Below are 15,953 nucleotides of genomic sequence, written 5' to 3' on the forward strand. Positions count from 1 at the left end.
CGGAATCTGCACTTTCGTCGATTTACGAAACGGTCAAAATGCGTTACATTTGTGGGTAGAGGCTGGAACGATTAAGGTGGTGATTGGGATGGAACAGGATGGAACGCCGTTTTTGCAGAAGGAGCAGGCATTCCGGCAGGAAGGCTCGACACGGCAGACCGTGCTTTTTCTGCTGAAGACGAACGGACAGATGAATGCAGGCGAGCTGGCCAAGCAGCTGCAAATTACGGAAATGGCTGTGCGGCGGCATTTGAGCACGCTGGAGCGTGACGGGCTTATCGTACCGACCGTTGTTCGCCAAGCGATGGGCAGACCGACACATATGTTCAGTCTGACTGATCAAGCCGAGCTCTTGTTCCCGAAGAACTACCACGTACTTGCACTCGACTTTCTGGAAGAGCTGGAGGACGACCCGGAGACGGCGCTTATCGTTGACCGGTTGTTTGAAGGCCGCAAACGGAAGCTCATTGACCGGTACGCGTATCGTATGGAAGGCAAGACGCTGGAGCAGAAAGTAAATGAGCTTGCAGCGATTCAGAACGACGGCGGCTACATGGTGCAGGTCGAGACGGACGGCAATGGGATTATGCTGCATGAGTACAATTGTCCGATTGCCCAGGTGGCGAATCGTTATCAGCAAGCTTGCGGCTGCGAGCTGGCGTTGTTTCAGCAGCTGCTCGGCACGGACGTTGAACGGACGGAGTGCTTGGCAAAGGGCGGGGGCAAGTGCAGCTATCGGATCGGAGAGGCGGGGGCTGTCCTTTAGAGGACGGCCTTTTTGTTTTGGGAAAAATGAGAAAACATTGAAAGCCTCGAAACACCTCGAAAACCACTCCCGCTTCGCAGTCGAATGTTCTTTCGATCGCTGTTGTATTTGGATTCCATTGAACAATATAGAATGTGGTTGGAATCCAAATACAAAGGCGCAAATGATTTAGCCTTGGTTAGACCACGCAAATCATTTCGCCTAGGCGACCGCTAGCGCTTATCCAGAATCATTCGACTGCTTCTCTCCTGTTTTTCGACCGGCGCGAAGCAAAGGACAGCCCCCTTTGGGGGTAACAGAGCCGACCTTGGCTTACCTTAAGGTCGACTATCCAGCAAGCTGGATAGGAAACTGGCTATAATGGATTTTTCTACGCCTGTTGATTTACCAGTATCTAGGTTACGGAAAAGTGAGATGGTTCACCAAATAGACTATCCATTCGGGTGGCAATGCAGCAAAGCTGATGAGTCGGTCAAACTCTGCAAAAGATAACCGTGCACTTGGGTGGACCTGGCTATTTCCTTGCATGTACACGAACTGAAGTAGCACGTACACAATCAATGCGGTGTACAACTGACCATATACAGCGTTCGGTGTCCTTCCAAATAGCGTAGGCACATTCAAATGCTGTTTAATCCACCGGAAAAACACTTCAATTTGCCAGCGTTGTCGGTAGATTTCAGCAATCCGCTCCGCAGAAGGACGGTGTAAATTGGTCGCTAGAATAACGGGATTCCCGTTTGGATCTTTCAACTTCACGACCCGAAATCGGTTTCGGGTCAAGGTCGTTTTCGATCCAATCTGGCAAGTCAAATCCTGCTCAATCGTATGTTTGTAAGGACGTTTTCGTTGACGATAAACAGGCTGATGCAACACCGTGTTGTTCTTCAGCCGGATGACAAAATATTGCGGCTGTTCTTGCTCCATGTAAGCATCGAACTGTTTGTGTTTCCCATATGCGCGGTCCGCAACCAGAATGAAATTCGAGTCTGTCACCGCACTGCACTTGGTTGAATCGTGCTGTTTGCCCGTCGATTCCGTGACGCGGTGGAGTTCACCGGTCTCCGTCAACAGAGATACGTGAAGCTTAATGCCCGACTTCTCGCCTTTGACGGATGGTGCCCATGGTAACCGATTATGCCCGGCAGAGATCGTAGTTGAATCGACCGCAAGCAGCTCCTTCGGAATTCGAAGGCGTCTGCGAGTGGGGCGATTGCATTTTTCAATTAGCAGGTGCAGCAGTTGCTTAAAAACGCCGAATGGAACGTCTTTCGCTTTCTTAGAGATCGTGGAATGATCCACTTTAGACAAACCACAGGCAGCCATTCGCTTTTCTCCGTCCCGGTAGCCATCCCACTGTTGAAGCGCAGCTTCAGCTAGAAAGACAAAGAGTTCGTAGACAGTAAACTTTCTCGCTGTATCGACATAATTGGCTTGCTGCAACAAGATTTGTAGTTCTTCTTTTGGAATGATGGATTGCAGAATAGGCGCTAACATTGTACGATGTTTCATGAGACCGTCTCACCTTCCGTAGAGTTTGTAGGGGTACAAACACTATACAGAATTGAGCGGTCTTTTTGCTACCATTTTTTAGCTAATCAACAGGCGTGGATTTTTCCACTCATTTTCGCCGAAATCGCCCCTTTTTCGATGCTATGTAGGATAAATCCACTCATTTCTTGTTAAAACAGTCGCATTTCGCACAAATCACCAAAAATGAGTGGATAATTCCAACATAGGCCAAGCAGAGAGCGAAAATGGACATTCTAGAGTGGATTTTTCCAATATAGAGTCAAGTGAGCGGCGGGGCAACTGTACCGCAACAGCATGGGCTAATGCCATACGGGCATTAGCCTATTTTTTTTCGGAACGCTGTGTCAAGCCAAGCCCATGCTGGGTATTATGACAGTAAGAAAATGGGCATTTGCCCTAGGGGGCATGGTGAAGGAGGTGCCATTCGATGGATTCGATTTGGCTTGAGGCGATTGCGGTGGCGGCTTTTGTGGCGCTAGTTGCTGGGATTTTGCTTTGGCTGCGGGCGGCGGACCGGAAGCTGGCGAAGCTGCTCACGGCTGCGGAGGCCATGGAACGCCATACGGCGGAAGCCAAAGAGCAGGTATGCGAGCTGCTTGATCCGATGACAGCGTCGATGCGCAATGTGCAAAAACAGCTGGAAGGTGTGTCCCGGCTATCGGATGCGACGCGCCGCATTGGCGATTCCGCTAACCAGCTGTCACTTACGGTGAGCCGGCTGACTGCTGAGTTGAATGAAACGGTTGAGCGGCATGCTGCGAAATCCGGCGATAAGCTGAGGCACCAAATTACAGATGCAATGGACTGGGCAGAGGTAGGCTATTCGGTATGGCAATTTTGGCAAACGAAGCGAAAAGAAAACCGCACTTCTGCATGCTCAGGACCTGACCTAGGGCAGGATACTACTATCTAACTTTAAAGGAGCGTATTGAAATGGCAAAGAAAAGTGGAGCAAAAAGTTTCGTATATGGCGCGATTGCAGGAGGCGTAATCGGTTCCGTAACAGCACTGCTGTTTGCACCGAAAGCTGGACGCGAGCTGCGTAAGGACATCTCTGACGGCACGCAGGTGGTATCCGAGCATACAGTACGCATCGCGTCCCAAGTGGGCGAAAGCACAACGAAAATTGCGAAACAAGTAGGCAGCGGCGTATCGACAGCTGCGATTAAAGCAAAAGACGGCGCAATCCATGTCATCGACAGCGTGCGCGGCTGGCGTTCCGGCAGCGACGACATTGATTTGGTCGAAGAAGCGCAAGACGTTGAGCTGTCGCAAGAAATTGGCGCTGAAGCTGCAGAAGATAAAGCAGAAGAAATTGCATCCGAGCGCCAAGAAGAGCTGCAAACCATCGGCTAATCGGCGATTGGTTCAGAACATGTGAAAAAGGCTTCGCCGATCAGTTATCGGCGAAGCCTTTTTCACTTAATGCGAGCCAGCGGTTTCCAAAGCCGCTTCCTTCTTCTCTTCCTTGGAGCGCTGTGTCAGCTTCACTTTGCCGATCAGCAGTGCCAGCAGCGCGCCTACGACGATGAATACGAGCGCGTATAGGAAGACGCTGTGCAAGGAGTCGACAAGCGTTGACTTGAGCACCGGAACCATCGTCTCGACGGCTTCCTTAGGCAGCTGCTTGAGCGCATCTGGATTCAACAGCGAATTGTACAGGCCATGCGGATCGGTATGGATCATATCGATAATTTTGGTTTTGAAATTCGCCATTTGATCCGGCATCTTCGTAATAATCGGCGTCAGCTTCGTATCGAGCTCGCTGCCCGACACATGGTTCATAATGGCGCCGAGGATCGTAATGCCGAACGTACCGCCGATGGAGCGGAAGAACTGGGCGGAGGATGTGACGACGCCGAGCTCCTCGCGTTTGAAGCTCTCCTGAAGAACCAGGGTCAGCAGCGGCATAACGAGACCGATGCCGAAGCCCATAACGACCATATAGGAAGAAGCGAGCACCCGTGTTGTATCCTGGCTCATGGTGGAGAGCAAGTAAAAGCTCACTGCAGCGATCAGCATGCCGGTGACCATTTGCCGGCGTGGTCCAATTTTGTAGACGATTTGACCGCCGACGATGCTGGCAAGAATCAGTGCGATCATCATTGGCATCATGACGGTACCCGATGCGGTGGCACTAGTACCGATAATGCCTTGCATGAACAGTGGAACGAATACGACCGCGCCGAACATGCCAAGGCTTAGGAAGAAGCCGACGCCGTTAACGGTCGAGAAGATCCGATTCTTAAACAATTGAACCGGCAGGATGGGTTCGCTTGTTCTGGCTTCAATTCGGACAAAAGCAAACAATGAAACGATCGCGAGAACGAACAAACCGATAATTTGCCAAGATGTCCATGCGTAGTCTTTGCCGCCGAACGATAGTGCGAGCAGCAGGCTGACAACGCCGACAATCATTGTAACGATACCTGCGTAGTCGATCTTAGGCTTGCCAACCGCCCGATGCTTCGGAAGACCGCGGATAATAAAGACGAGAGCGATCAAGCCGACAGGCAAGTTGATGTAGAACACCCAATTCCAATTCCAGTTATCGACGATGAATCCGCCGATTTGCGGTCCGATAACGGAAGAGAGGCCGAAGATACCGCCGAATACCCCTTGCCATTTGGCACGCTGCTTACCTGTGAACAAGTCGCCGATAATAATCATCGCCATTGGCATCATGACGCCGCCGCCGATCCCTTGGATACCGCGGTAAATAATAAGCTGTTCCATGGAGGTTGAAATGCCGCAAAGCGCGGAACCGATGATAAATATGATAATGCCCGTTACATAAATTAGCTTCCGTCCGAACATATCGGCAAGCTTACCGGCGATCGGAACGACAGTAGTCGAGGTGAGCATGTAGGCTGTCGTTACCCATGTTAGCAAGCTTAGTCCGCCGAGCTCGCCGATAATCTTCGGCATGGCCGTACCAACGATGGTATTGTCGAGCGCTGCGAACAGCATCGCAATGATGAGACCCGTGATGAGCATGCCGCGATGCTTGAAGGCTGCCTGAGATTCCTTCACTTCCACTGATGTAGCAGCGGCTTGTTGAGACATTAAGTATCACTCCTTGTGTGGTGGATTCTGGCTGATCTGGTCGTTTAACTTCACAGCTGCGGCAGCGATATATTCAAAGGATTGCACGAAGCGATCGATTTCACTCTCGCCGAGCTGCTGAAGAAGCTGGTCGAGAATACTCGTATAATTCGTCCGCACCTTCGCGAGCGCTTCCGTACCTCTGTCCGTCAGCTGAAGCAGCGTCACCCGGCGGTCATTCGCATCGGGAATCCGCGAGACGAACCCGTTCTGTACGAGCCGGTCGAGCATAACCGTAATCGCGCTTGGCTTCACTTCCATCTGATCGGCGAGCATGGAGGAGGTAGCGCGCTTCTCATCAGCAATGAGTTTCATTAAGAAGCACTGCGGTCCCGTCAATCCATCTTCGAAGCTGTGGCTGACCATCGCTCCGATCTTCCGGTTCGTTGTCGTGATTGCTTTCTGGAATCGTTCGGCATAGCTGCTAGTCATTGGACGCATCTCCTTTCGCGAATAATGATTTCACTATTTAATAGTTAAACAATTTAAGTAAATGATAAAAAAGAACAGCTCATCTGTCAAGAGCCGTCGATTGGAAGCGTGTGAACGTGCTGAAGCAACATGAGGCGGGGCTCCGCCGTCGTTATTTTGCCCATGTTCATAATAAAAGCGGAGCGGGACTTATTGGCTGTGCGCCTGCAGTCGGTATTCGGAGGGCGATAGGCCGAATGTTTTGCGGAATTGCTTGGAGAAGTAGAGCGCATCGGAATAACCGACAGATGAAGCGACTTGGTCGATGGACAGGTGAATCTCGCCGTTCAACAGTTCTTTGGCACGCTCCATCCGCACTTTCAGCAGAAACTGCATGGGGGAGATACCCGTCACCTGCTTGAACATTTTGGAGAGATGGGTTCGATGGTAGCCCAGACTGCGCGCGAGATCTTCAATAGAAATCTGCTGTGCATATTGATAAGAAAGCCAGCGGACGGCCTGCTTGATTTGACGTTCAATATCCGGAATTATCGCAAGCGAGTTGAAGGCCAACTTCCCGGCATTGTGTTGACCAAGCTCCTTCAGTAACACGCGAAGCAGACCTTCGGCCTCCAGATCGGCTAACTCGGGAAAAGGCGTCTGTTCAAACGTACCCCGAATTTTGCGGTACAGAGACACTAGCGAACGGATGTCATCTGCATGGACGATCGGATTCGCAGGTGTAATACCGAGGCTGAGCAGCAGATGATCGGCAATATGACCCTTAAAGGCAACCCACATATAATGCCAAGGATCGGCGTCATCGGGGATATAGGTGAACAGCTCGTCCGGAAAAATAACGAATGTATCGCCCTTCGCGCACATAAAGCGCTGCCCGCTGATCTCGAACATGCCGCGTCCGGAAATCACGGTATGAATCAGATAATAGTTATGTACAGCGGGACCGTTCGTAAGCCCAGGCATCGGCTTGCCTTCGCCCGCAAACATGACCGACAGCTCGCCTTGAGCAGGCTGCGTATTGTTGACGACGGAGAACTTGTAGTGGTCGGACGTGCGAGCGTTAAGTTTGCTCATCGCAGAAGAAGCCTCGCTTTCATTACCAGTTTGCTACAAATAGTGTAGTTCAAAAAACTACAAATGTACATATAAAACATGCATTATATCCTACTCAAACCGTTCATTTATGGCGTATAGTAAGCATTAGGAGAAGACATTAATCCGCTTACAATGCGAAACTATTTTGGGAGGATCATCATGCCGAAAATTACGTTTATTGGTGCAGGAAGCACAGTTTTTGCGAAGAATGTTCTAGGTGACGTACTACATACGCCAGCACTTCAAGGTTTCGAGATCGCGCTTTTCGATATTAACCCGGAGCGTCTTGCCGACTCTGAAACCATGCTCAATCATATTAAGAACACATGCGGAAGCACATGCACGATCACAGCTTACTCCGACCGCAAGGAAGCGCTTCGCGGCGCGAAATACGTGGTCAACGCGATCCAAGTTGGCGGCTACGACCCTTGTACAATCACTGATTTCGAAATCCCGAAGAAGTACGGTCTGCGTCAAACCATTGCGGACACAGTCGGCATCGGCGGTATCTTCCGTAACTTACGGACAATCCCGGTCATGCTTGATTTTGCCAAAGATATGCAAGAGGTTTGTCCGGATGCGTTGTTCCTGAACTACACGAACCCGATGGCGGTTCTAACAAACGTTATGAACACTCACGGCGGCATCCAAACGGTCGGTCTCTGCCACAGCGTTCAAGTGTGCGTCGATCATCTGTTCCATGATCTGGGTATGGAAACAACTGGCGTGAAGTCGAAGATCGCCGGTATCAACCATATGGCATGGCTGCTTGAAGTAAGCAAGGATGGCGTTGACCTCTATCCAGAGATCAAGCGCCGCGCTCGTGAGAGACAGAAAGATAAGCACCATGACATGGTGCGTTACGAGATGATGCTGAACTTCGGTTACTACATTACGGAGTCGTCCGAGCACAACGCCGAGTACCACCCGTACTTCATCAAGAAGAACTACCCGGAGCTGATCGAGCGCTTCAACATTCCGCTGGATGAGTATCCGCGCCGCTGCATCGAGCAAATCGACAACTGGAAGAAGCTGAAGGCTGAGCTTGTTAACAATCCGGAGCTGCAGCACAAGCGTACGCATGAATATGCATCGTATATCTTCGAAGCGATCGAGTCGAACGTACCGTTCAAGATTGGCGGCAACGTGATGAATACAGGCCTTATCACCAACCTGCCGAAAGAAGCTTGCGTCGAAGTATCGTGTCTCGTGGACCGTAACGGCGTAACGCCGACGTTCGTAGGCGATCTGCCGCCGCAATGCGCAGCGCTGAACCGCACGAACATCAACACGCAGCTGCTCACGATCGAAGCGGCAATTACTGGCAAGCGCGAGCATATCTATCATGCTGCAATGCTTGATCCGCATACTAGCGCCGAGCTGTCGATGGACGACATCAGAGCAATGTGCGACGACTTGATCGAAGCGCATGGCGACTGGCTTCCAGCTTACAAGTAAGCTTTAATGAGAATACCGCCTAAGCTACCCTGCTGCCCCGTTGCAGTAGCGCTGCTTAGGCGGTTTTTTTATTGGCATGGCTGTTTTCTAAGAGTGGATCCGCGGCTGTCTTGGAGGGGGACTTTGTTGAACCTTGTCCTATTTTGCGCTAAGATGTAGGTACCTTTTAACAAGAGCATTCATATTCTATTGAAGTCCTGCCAAAACGTTCAAGAAAGCGGTGTGTCTGTGCAACAACCGATCGCAATTTTGGATTCTGGCGTAGGCGGTTTAACAGTCGTCAAGGAAGTTATGCGCCAGCTTCCCCGGGAAAAAATCATGTATTTCGGCGATACTGCACGTACTCCGTACGGTCCGCGGCCCGCTGAAGAGGTGACTCGGTTTACTAGGCAAATCGTTGAGTATTTGATCCAATACCGTCCCAAAATGATAGTCATTGCCTGCAATACAGCTACAGCCGTCGCGCTTGAAGATATTCGCTCCCGCGTTGCAATTCCCGTTGTCGGCGTTATTCATCCTGGTGCCCGTGCGGCGAACGGCCGAACGCAGACCGGCATGGTTGGCGTCATCGGCACGGAGGGTACGGTCCGAAGCGGAGCTTACGAGCAAGCGCTTAAGCAATTATCGCCATCCACACAAGTATATAGTCTGGCATGTCCGCGTTTCGTGCCGCTGGTAGAGCGGGGCAATTTCCGTTCGAAGGAAACGTTCGATGTCGTGGAATCCTCCTTGCAGCCGCTGAAAGAACGCGCCATTGACACCCTCATCCTAGGCTGTACGCATTATCCATTCCTCTCGGAGACGATCGCGAGCGTAATGGGCAAGGATGTAGCGCTCATCAGCTCGGCAGATGAGACGGCCAGAGAGATTAGTACGATCCTGCATGATCGCAACCGATTGACACGGGAAGGGGAGCTGCCTGTGCATCAATTCTTCTGCAGCGGAGATCCCCGGATGTTTCGGATGATCGCCCAGGAATGGCTGGGTGAGCAGATTGAACTTACACCTGTCGTGTGGCAGGTTCCGAAGATCGTATAACGCGATTATATGTCTTTAGGCAGCCGTCGTTCTTATCCCAGGATGAGAGCGGCGGCTCTTTTTGCGTTTGCTCGGGAGTGTCATGCAGCAGGCTTGAGCGGCATAGCATGTGACTAGAAAGGGTGATCACATGCTACCTTATATCGTCCAGAAAGGCGACACATTGCTGCGCATTGCTCGTACCTATCATGTGAATGCGGCTTCCCTCTTGGCTGCGAATCCTGGCATAGCCGCGGATGAACCGTTGGTGCCAGGGCTGCTGCTGCACGTGCCGGCTCAGCATTATTTTACGTATCGGGTACAGTCCGGCGATACGCTGCTGCGTATTGCTGCCCGGTTCGCTGTGACGACTTATGCGCTGAAGGCTGCGAACCACCCGCAAGATTTGAAACCGCTTCAAGAAGGGCAGCTGCTGACCATTCCGAATACGGGGAATACTCGCGTCGTCGATGCAAGGGCCGAATATGGCCAGCGCGAGCTGCAAAGTAATATCGAGCTGCTGCTCGAGGCCTATCCGTTCTTGCAGAGTTATTCAATTGGCCATAGCGTGATGGGGAAACCGATTGCTGCGCTTCGTCTTGGGGACGGGCCGGTGAAGGTGCATATGAATGCAGGCATGCATGCGAATGAATGGATTACGGCGCCGCTGCTCATGACATTCATTGAAGATCTATGCAAGGCAGCGGCCGCAGGCGAGAAGCTGTGCGGTGTCGAGGTGAGAGCACTGCTGCGGCGGGTATCGTTATGGGCTGTTCCGCTCGTTAATCCCGATGGCGCCGAGCTCGTGCAGGAGGGACTTTCGCGGGAGCATCCATTCTATAATGAGCTGCTGCAGTGGAACAATGGCTCTCACCGGTTCCAGAAGTGGAAGGCAAATGTGCGCGGCGTCGATCTGAACGATCAGTTCCCCGCATTCTGGGAGCAGGAAGCCGAGCGGCGCGATGTGCCAGGTCCCGGACCGCGCGACTATACAGGAGAGAAGCCGCTGTCGGAACCAGAGGCGCAGGCGATTGCCGCGCTGACGCAGGAGCAGCAATTCGACCTTGTCGTGGCGCTGCACACGCAGGGGCAAGAAATTTATTGGAACTATCGCGGCTACGAGCCTCCAGAGGCGGAAGCGATCGCGGTGAAGCTGGGCAAAGCAAGCGGCTACAAGCCGATTAAGCTGACCGGCAGCGACGCCGGTTACAAGGATTGGTTCATCCTGCATTATCGCAAGCCTGGCTTTACGATTGAGGTTGGTTATGGCGTGAATCCACTTCCGGTCGCTTCGTTCCCGGAGCTGTATGATGAAGTGCGTCCGCTTCTGATCGCGGCGTTGGAGGCTGCCCTCTAGCTTGTGCTATAATGAGCGCAAGTAGAAGGAGGGCTGCATCATGCGCAAGCTGCTGTCGCTTCGCCACTGGCGGGCGGTGTTTGTCCGGATCTTCCGTTTGCTCGCTGCAAAGGAAGTTCGGCTGATAGACAAGCTTCTCTATGTCGTTCCTGTGCTGCTGTACTGGGTATTGCCCGATGTGATGCCGTTCATGCCGATTGACGACATCGCGGTTACGATGATTGCGGCAGAGTGGTACACCCGTTATATGGAGCGCAAATACAGCGAGCATTTGAAATAAGGTGCTGACAGCGGTTGAACAATGCGCCGCGTTTCTTTACAATAGAGAGATGATGGTTAGACGAGTCGTGCCTTGGCGCTGCTTGCTGAAGCGGGCAATCCGAGGCATCATCCATAAGGAGATGAATGGACAATGAGTGTCAAAATCACACGCAATGCCGCGAAGGTGCTTCGTGAAGAGATCGATAAGCCAGAGAACGAAGGCAAGTTTCTGCGCGTATTTATAACGCATTCGCACGGCGACCATGCCCACTACGGCATGCAAATGGACGAGCCTACCGATAAAGACGAAGTCTTCGAGACGGATAAAGACATTAAAGTCATTATTGAGAAGGGTGTAGAACTGCTGGACGGCGTCAGAATTGACTATTTCTATGTGCCTGAAGAAGGCTTCATGATTTCTAACCCGACCAAAGGCAACCACGGCGATCATTAATTTGTAACGGTTAGGGAGAGAGTCATGTCAAACGATATTCGCATTTGCGACAAATGCAAACATATCAAAGTGAAAACGATGGTGCCGAAGCTGGAGCAGATGGCGCCTGACACGGAGATCAAAGTGGCGTGCAAGTCTTATTGCGGCCCGTGCTCGCGTTTCGCTTTCATCTTCATCAACGGCCGCTACATCACAGCGCCGACTGAGGACGAAGTCATCGAGAAGGCAAGCAAGTATGTGAAGAAGAAATAGACGCGTAAGTGAAAAGAGAAAGAGAAAGAGAAAGAGACTAACCTGCCTGGTCATCCGAAGGGATGATGGGCGGAGCTAGTCTCTTTTTTTGTTGCGCGGTTTAGACGGCTAATGCAGCTGAAGCACAAGGTTATATTCAACGACAAGGTCGGAAGCTTCCAGCTCTTTGCGCGCTTCCTGAGCACCGGTGTGGCAGACACTCTGGTCGGTTAGCTGCGCATGCTTCGTTCCGGTAGCCCCCGTACCCGTGATCGAGTAGCATTTGCTATGCTCAGGCAGTCCGTCTTCGGCTGGCAGGTAGAGTACGCTGCCGTCCGTATAAGCGCCGCTTCGGAACACCACTTTCTTATCTGCTCTCGGTGGAGCGGCTGTAATAAGCGGTGTGCCGATCATGACTTTGTCACTGCTTGCAATGCCGAGCAGGTGTAGAATCGTTGGCGTTATGTCGAGCTGCCCGCCAGGCTGCTCATAGGTTCCGGCACGGGCATCGTCCGGTAAATGAACGATCAACGGTACCCCTTTGAGAATGCGGAAACGCTCGGTTTCATCCAAGGACTGGCCAAGCAAGGACTCGAACGGCTTCCAATCCGAGATCGAATTGTCGTGATCCCCATAGAAGAGGAAGATCGACTTGTCCCATAGTCCCGCCTGCTTCAACGCATCTATCATCGTGCCAAGCGATGCATCGACATAGTGAACCGCTTCAAGATAATCGCCGAACATCGTCCCTTTGAACTGCTTCGTATCCAGCGTCTGCGCGGATTGCGGCAGCTTGTAAGGATGATGGCTCGATAGCGAGATCATGAAAGAGTAGAAGGGCTCCTTCTCTTGCGTCATCTTCTGCACGGACTGCTGGAAGAAGGACTTGTCTCCGAGCGACCAGCCGATCGGCTCGTTCATCGTGAAATCTTTCTTGCTGTAAAATTTCTCATACCCCAGCTGATCATACATCATGTTGCGATTCCAGAAGCCACCGTCATACGCATGGAATGCGGCTGCGGTATATCCGTTGTCTCTCAGTGTTTGCGGCATGCTGTCATACTGATGCTGTGCATACCGGATAAACACGGAGCCAGTCGGCAACGGCTGCAGGGATACATTGGCCGCCAGATCGGCATCGGACGTGCGTCCTTGCGCAGTCTGGTGGTAGAAGTTTGGAAAATAAAGCGATGACTCCAGCAGCTTATTCATATTCGGTGTAATTGGGACGCCGCCGATGGAGCTGTTGATGACGAAGTTTTGGAACGCCTCGAGCTGAATCATAATGACGTTCTTGCCTTTGTACTTGCCGAATAATGCGTCGGACTCCAGTTGCCCCCGCACTTCGCCCCGAGTCTGGAACCACTGCTTGGCCTCGGTTTCTTGCTCGGCGGTAACGGTGCTGTTATGCAGCCAATGCTCATTCGCATAACGGTACAGGTCGTAGCCGTGAAAGCCGAGAACGCCGGTAACGTTATACAGCGACAGGTTCCACCAGTTGCCTGTGAACAGTTCAGCTGCCCATGTTTGTTTAGCCTTATGGACAGGTACATAAACGAGCATGAAGCCGATTAAGAAGACAATTATCGATGCTGCGAGTCTTCGAAGTGCAATCGTCATCCAGCGCGGTTTGTTGAACGACAACTCTGCGGAGCGGGTGCGATTTCTGCGTGCTCGTATGATTGTGTAGATGAAGAGTGGCAGGAGCAGCAGCCAGTCGGCGAAGAACCACAGATCTCTTGGGCTTAATAGTGAATCGATGCTCTCTCCAAGAGCGCCAACTTGCCCGGCTTGCATGAGCACAGGGACGGTTATTAGATCCTGGAAGTAGCGAAAATAGATCAGATCCGCGTATACGATTGCTGTCAGCAGCACATCGAGTATGATGAGGGCGAGTAGCCGTCCGCGAGCTGGCAGCCACAGCGTCCAGAAGGAAATGACGATTAATGTGCCGGCTGCGGTCATCCAGTCATCGCGAACCATTGCCATGTTTGGGACATGGATAATGCGGTCGAACAAGTTCAGCTTCAGGAGCATGATGGCGACGAACAGGATGAAGTCCAGCCGTTGAAGTAGAGCAATGAGAAAAAACGGCGCCTGCCGGCGCCGCGAATAGTGAAATGGTACAGCCATTTTCGTGTAATCCTCTCTTACGTTATTCTGATTTCTTATGTGGAGGCATCGGGCCAAAGAATTGATAGTACGTACATTCAATCCGACCGTTGAACAGCTTCCGTTTCTTGTCCGCTTTTCGTCCAATCGTATCCTCGAACGTCCGGGACTGCGTTAATGCGAACATCGACCAGTTCGGCAGATACAGTGCGCTTAAGCCGAGCTGGCGGATCGCTTTCTCCGCATCGTCCTCGTCACCGAGACGAGCACCGTACGGCGGGTTGGTAATGATGCAGCCGTAGTCGCCTTCGGGCTTAATACGGGAAACCGCCATCTGCTGCAGCTTAATATCTTTGGCGAATCCGGCCTTCTTCACTGCGGCTGCGGCAATCTCGAGCGCTTGCGGATCGATGTCCGAGCCGGTAATGTGAAGCGGAATATGATCTGTTACGGAGTCAAAAGCTTCCTCCCGCGCGCGTTCCCACAGCTCCTCCGGCACCATCGGCCAGCTCTCGCTGTTGAATGTGCGGCGCAGTCCAGGCGCGATGTTCCAGCCGATCATCGCTGCCTCGATCGGAATCGTACCCGATCCGCAGAACGGATCGTAGAGCGGGCGCTCCGGGCGCCATCTGCTGAGCAGCACCATTGCTGCTGCCATCGTTTCCTTGAGCGGTGCTTCCGTAACGAGCTTGCGGTAGCCGCGCTTGTGAAGCCCCGGTCCAGTCGTATCGAGCGTTATCATGGCGATGTCGTTCAGCAGCCATACTTCGATAACGAAGCGCATGCCATTGTCTTCGTGGAACCATTCGGTCCCGTAGGCAGACTTCATTTTCTCAACGACGGCTTTCTTCACGATACTTTGGCATGCTGGCACGCTCGATAGCTGGGACTTATGGGAGCGTCCCTCAACCGGAAACTCAGCGTCTTCGGGAATCCAGTCCGGCCAGTTGATCGCTTTGGTCCCTTCGAATAGTTCTTCAAATGTAGTGGCAGGGAACTCCGCCATCTTAATGAGTACACGATCCGAAGTGCGCAGCCACAAGTTAGCGCGGCAAATATCTTCAGGACCGCCGGTAAAAATAACGCGGCCATTCTCTACTTTCTGATCGTGGTAACCAAGATCCTTCAATTCCCGTGCGACGACCGCTTCAAGCCCCATTGGAGCAGTTGCGATCAGCTGCAGTTTTTCCATTATATCTCACTCCGCCTTCACGACTCTGGTTGTGTCTAGTCTATAAAAATCATACAATCGATTATGGAATCAAATCTTGTGCTCATCAATAAAGATTCGTTTCTGTACAAGTATAGGACATCTAAGGGAATAATTACAAACATTACATGAGACAAACGTCGAAAGGAGCAGGAGAACATGTCTACGGAACAGTATGTAGAGCGGCTGCTTGGGGAAGATGCGGATTTGGAGCGCGTCCATCAGACGATCCGCGAAAAAGGAATGCCGGAGATTTCCATCGCTTCGGGTTACGGTCGTCTGTTGACCATGCTTGTCCGCATGTCGGGCGCGCGCAATGTACTGGAGATTGGCGCGCTTGGCGGATACAGCGGGATCTGCTTGGCAAGAGGACTGACTGACGGCGGACGTGTTACATCATTAGAACTGCTGCAGGATTATGCAGATGTGGCGCGAGGCAGCTTGGAATCGGCAGGCCTGGGCGACCGTGTTGAGTACCGCGTTGGCGATGCGAAGGAGAGCTTGGCTGTGCTGGCTGAAGAGGGCCGCAAGTTCGACTTCTTCTTCATCGATGCGGATAAAGAGAGCTACCCGCTCTACTTGGAATGGGCGATCAAGCTCGCGAATCCAGGTGCAGTCATCACAGGCGATAACGCGCTGCTGCACGGCAGAACGATCGATCCCGACAAGAACGGCCCGTCGGTGCTCGCGATGCGCCAGTTCAACGAGTCGATGGTGAGCGACGAGCGCCTCATCGGCACACTGCTGCCGGCTTACGACGGCTTGGCGGTTGCGGTTGTGAAGTAGATCTTGGTTTGGTTAGAGAGAGGCGCATGGTGGTGCGCCTCTTTTTGTTGTGTGCCACGCATGGCGATTAACTAGGCGGTGAAAGTCCGCTGTGGGGGCTTGTAGTTGCCAACCACTAGCCAAGAGCAAGGGTGTC

At 52.2% G+C, this 15,953-nt stretch carries 16 protein-coding genes; 10 read left to right on the plus strand and 6 right to left on the minus strand.

All coding sequences use genetic code 11. From position 1 onward, the window contains the following. Positions 1-88 precede the first annotated feature (88 nt). Entirely contained in the window at positions 89-766 is a 678-nt protein-coding gene (locus A8990_RS17840; RefSeq protein ID WP_116190391.1) for a helix-turn-helix transcriptional regulator, read from the plus strand. 399 nt (positions 767-1,165) lie between these two features. Here A8990_RS17840 and A8990_RS17845 read toward each other — a convergent pair whose 3' ends face one another. Beyond that, complete coding sequence (locus tag A8990_RS17845; RefSeq protein WP_116190392.1) at positions 1,166-2,278, minus strand: IS4 family transposase; 1,113 nt, start codon at positions 2,276-2,278, stop codon at positions 1,166-1,168. A gap of 448 nt (positions 2,279-2,726) precedes the next feature. Between A8990_RS17845 and A8990_RS17850 the strand changes: the two genes are divergently transcribed. Together A8990_RS17850 and A8990_RS17855 are read left to right on the plus strand one after the other, a co-directional pair. Further along, complete coding sequence (locus tag A8990_RS17850) at positions 2,727-3,212, plus strand: hypothetical protein (RefSeq protein ID WP_116190393.1); 486 nt, start codon at positions 2,727-2,729, stop codon at positions 3,210-3,212. A 20-nt stretch (positions 3,213-3,232) separates the two neighbouring features. Next, positions 3,233-3,655 carry a YtxH domain-containing protein gene (locus tag A8990_RS17855; RefSeq protein WP_116190394.1) on the plus strand — a complete coding sequence of 141 codons (423 nt, stop codon included), beginning with the start codon at positions 3,233-3,235 and terminating at the stop codon, positions 3,653-3,655. Positions 3,656-3,721: 66 nt separating this feature from the next. Here the strand turns inward: A8990_RS17855 and A8990_RS17860 are convergent, their stop codons facing one another. From A8990_RS17860 to A8990_RS17870, 3 genes are all read right to left on the minus strand, one after another. Next, a complete protein-coding gene (locus A8990_RS17860; protein ID WP_116190395.1) occupies positions 3,722-5,365 on the minus strand; it encodes an MDR family MFS transporter in 1,644 nt (547 codons plus the stop codon). A gap of 6 nt (positions 5,366-5,371) precedes the next feature. Beyond that, positions 5,372-5,836, minus strand: a complete 465-nt coding sequence (locus A8990_RS17865) for a MarR family winged helix-turn-helix transcriptional regulator (RefSeq protein ID WP_181909644.1) — start codon at positions 5,834-5,836, stop codon at positions 5,372-5,374. 189 nt (positions 5,837-6,025) lie between these two features. Next, complete coding sequence (locus A8990_RS17870) at positions 6,026-6,910, minus strand: AraC family transcriptional regulator (RefSeq protein WP_116190397.1); 885 nt, start codon at positions 6,908-6,910, stop codon at positions 6,026-6,028. A 180-nt stretch (positions 6,911-7,090) separates the two neighbouring features. Here A8990_RS17870 and melA point away from each other — a divergent pair, with 180 nt between their 5' ends. The 6 genes from melA (at position 7,091) to A8990_RS17900 (ending at position 11,730) form a co-directional block, all read left to right on the plus strand. Then, positions 7,091-8,389: an alpha-glucosidase/alpha-galactosidase gene (gene melA / locus A8990_RS17875; RefSeq protein ID WP_116190398.1), complete on the plus strand. Its 1,299-nt coding sequence runs from the start codon at positions 7,091-7,093 to the stop codon at positions 8,387-8,389. A 228-nt stretch (positions 8,390-8,617) separates the two neighbouring features. Next, entirely contained in the window at positions 8,618-9,427 is an 810-nt protein-coding gene (gene racE / locus A8990_RS17880) for a glutamate racemase (protein ID WP_116190414.1), read from the plus strand. Between the two features lie 130 nt (positions 9,428-9,557). Beyond that, the gene (locus A8990_RS17885) at positions 9,558-10,763 is read left to right on the plus strand and encodes a M14 family metallopeptidase (RefSeq protein ID WP_116190399.1); all 1,206 of its coding nucleotides are present in this window, start codon (positions 9,558-9,560) and stop codon (positions 10,761-10,763) included. Positions 10,764-10,803: 40 nt separating this feature from the next. Next, positions 10,804-11,043, plus strand: a complete 240-nt coding sequence (locus A8990_RS17890; protein WP_116190400.1) for a hypothetical protein — start codon at positions 10,804-10,806, stop codon at positions 11,041-11,043. 132 nt (positions 11,044-11,175) lie between these two features. Beyond that, positions 11,176-11,478: a HesB/IscA family protein gene (locus A8990_RS17895; RefSeq protein ID WP_116190401.1), complete on the plus strand. Its 303-nt coding sequence runs from the start codon at positions 11,176-11,178 to the stop codon at positions 11,476-11,478. A gap of 24 nt (positions 11,479-11,502) precedes the next feature. Continuing rightward, a complete protein-coding gene (locus A8990_RS17900; protein ID WP_116190402.1) occupies positions 11,503-11,730 on the plus strand; it encodes a YuzB family protein in 228 nt (75 codons plus the stop codon). Between the two features lie 108 nt (positions 11,731-11,838). Here the strand turns inward: A8990_RS17900 and A8990_RS17905 are convergent, their stop codons facing one another. Then, entirely contained in the window at positions 11,839-13,842 is a 2,004-nt protein-coding gene (locus A8990_RS17905; RefSeq protein ID WP_116190403.1) for an LTA synthase family protein, read from the minus strand. A gap of 22 nt (positions 13,843-13,864) precedes the next feature. Beyond that, positions 13,865-15,013 (minus strand): THUMP domain-containing class I SAM-dependent RNA methyltransferase, encoded by a 1,149-nt coding sequence (locus A8990_RS17910; protein WP_116190404.1) that lies wholly within the window; start codon positions 15,011-15,013, stop codon positions 13,865-13,867. A 177-nt stretch (positions 15,014-15,190) separates the two neighbouring features. Here A8990_RS17910 and A8990_RS17915 point away from each other — a divergent pair, with 177 nt between their 5' ends. Beyond that, positions 15,191-15,817 carry an O-methyltransferase gene (locus A8990_RS17915; RefSeq protein WP_116190405.1) on the plus strand — a complete coding sequence of 209 codons (627 nt, stop codon included), beginning with the start codon at positions 15,191-15,193 and terminating at the stop codon, positions 15,815-15,817. Positions 15,818-15,953: the final 136 nt, after the last annotated feature.

The sequence above is a fragment of the Paenibacillus taihuensis genome (assembly GCF_003386535.1).
Lineage (GTDB): Bacteria > Bacillota > Bacilli > Paenibacillales > Paenibacillaceae > Paenibacillus_Z > Paenibacillus_Z taihuensis.

Excerpts from the sequence above, each read along its gene's own strand:
- A8990_RS17905 (WP_116190403.1), bottom strand. The coding sequence starts at position 13,842 with ATGGCTGTACCATTTCACTATTCGCGGCGCCGGCAGGCGCCGTTTTTT.
- A8990_RS17910 (WP_116190404.1), bottom strand. The coding sequence starts at position 15,013 with ATGGAAAAACTGCAGCTGATCGCAACTGCTCCAATGGGGCTTGAAGCG.
- A8990_RS17870 (WP_116190397.1), bottom strand. The coding sequence starts at position 6,910 with ATGAGCAAACTTAACGCTCGCACGTCCGACCACTACAAGTTCTCCGTC.
- A8990_RS17850 (WP_116190393.1), top strand. The coding sequence starts at position 2,727 with ATGGATTCGATTTGGCTTGAGGCGATTGCGGTGGCGGCTTTTGTGGCG.
- melA (WP_116190398.1), top strand. The coding sequence starts at position 7,091 with ATGCCGAAAATTACGTTTATTGGTGCAGGAAGCACAGTTTTTGCGAAG.
- A8990_RS17845 (WP_116190392.1), bottom strand. The coding sequence starts at position 2,278 with ATGAAACATCGTACAATGTTAGCGCCTATTCTGCAATCCATCATTCCA.
- A8990_RS17860 (WP_116190395.1), bottom strand. The coding sequence starts at position 5,365 with ATGTCTCAACAAGCCGCTGCTACATCAGTGGAAGTGAAGGAATCTCAG.
- A8990_RS17900 (WP_116190402.1), top strand. The coding sequence starts at position 11,503 with ATGTCAAACGATATTCGCATTTGCGACAAATGCAAACATATCAAAGTG.
- A8990_RS17840 (WP_116190391.1), top strand. The coding sequence starts at position 89 with ATGGAACAGGATGGAACGCCGTTTTTGCAGAAGGAGCAGGCATTCCGG.
- A8990_RS17915 (WP_116190405.1), top strand. The coding sequence starts at position 15,191 with ATGTCTACGGAACAGTATGTAGAGCGGCTGCTTGGGGAAGATGCGGAT.
- A8990_RS17865 (WP_181909644.1), bottom strand. The coding sequence starts at position 5,836 with ATGACTAGCAGCTATGCCGAACGATTCCAGAAAGCAATCACGACAACG.
- A8990_RS17895 (WP_116190401.1), top strand. The coding sequence starts at position 11,176 with ATGAGTGTCAAAATCACACGCAATGCCGCGAAGGTGCTTCGTGAAGAG.
- A8990_RS17885 (WP_116190399.1), top strand. The coding sequence starts at position 9,558 with ATGCTACCTTATATCGTCCAGAAAGGCGACACATTGCTGCGCATTGCT.
- A8990_RS17890 (WP_116190400.1), top strand. The coding sequence starts at position 10,804 with ATGCGCAAGCTGCTGTCGCTTCGCCACTGGCGGGCGGTGTTTGTCCGG.
- A8990_RS17855 (WP_116190394.1), top strand. The coding sequence starts at position 3,233 with ATGGCAAAGAAAAGTGGAGCAAAAAGTTTCGTATATGGCGCGATTGCA.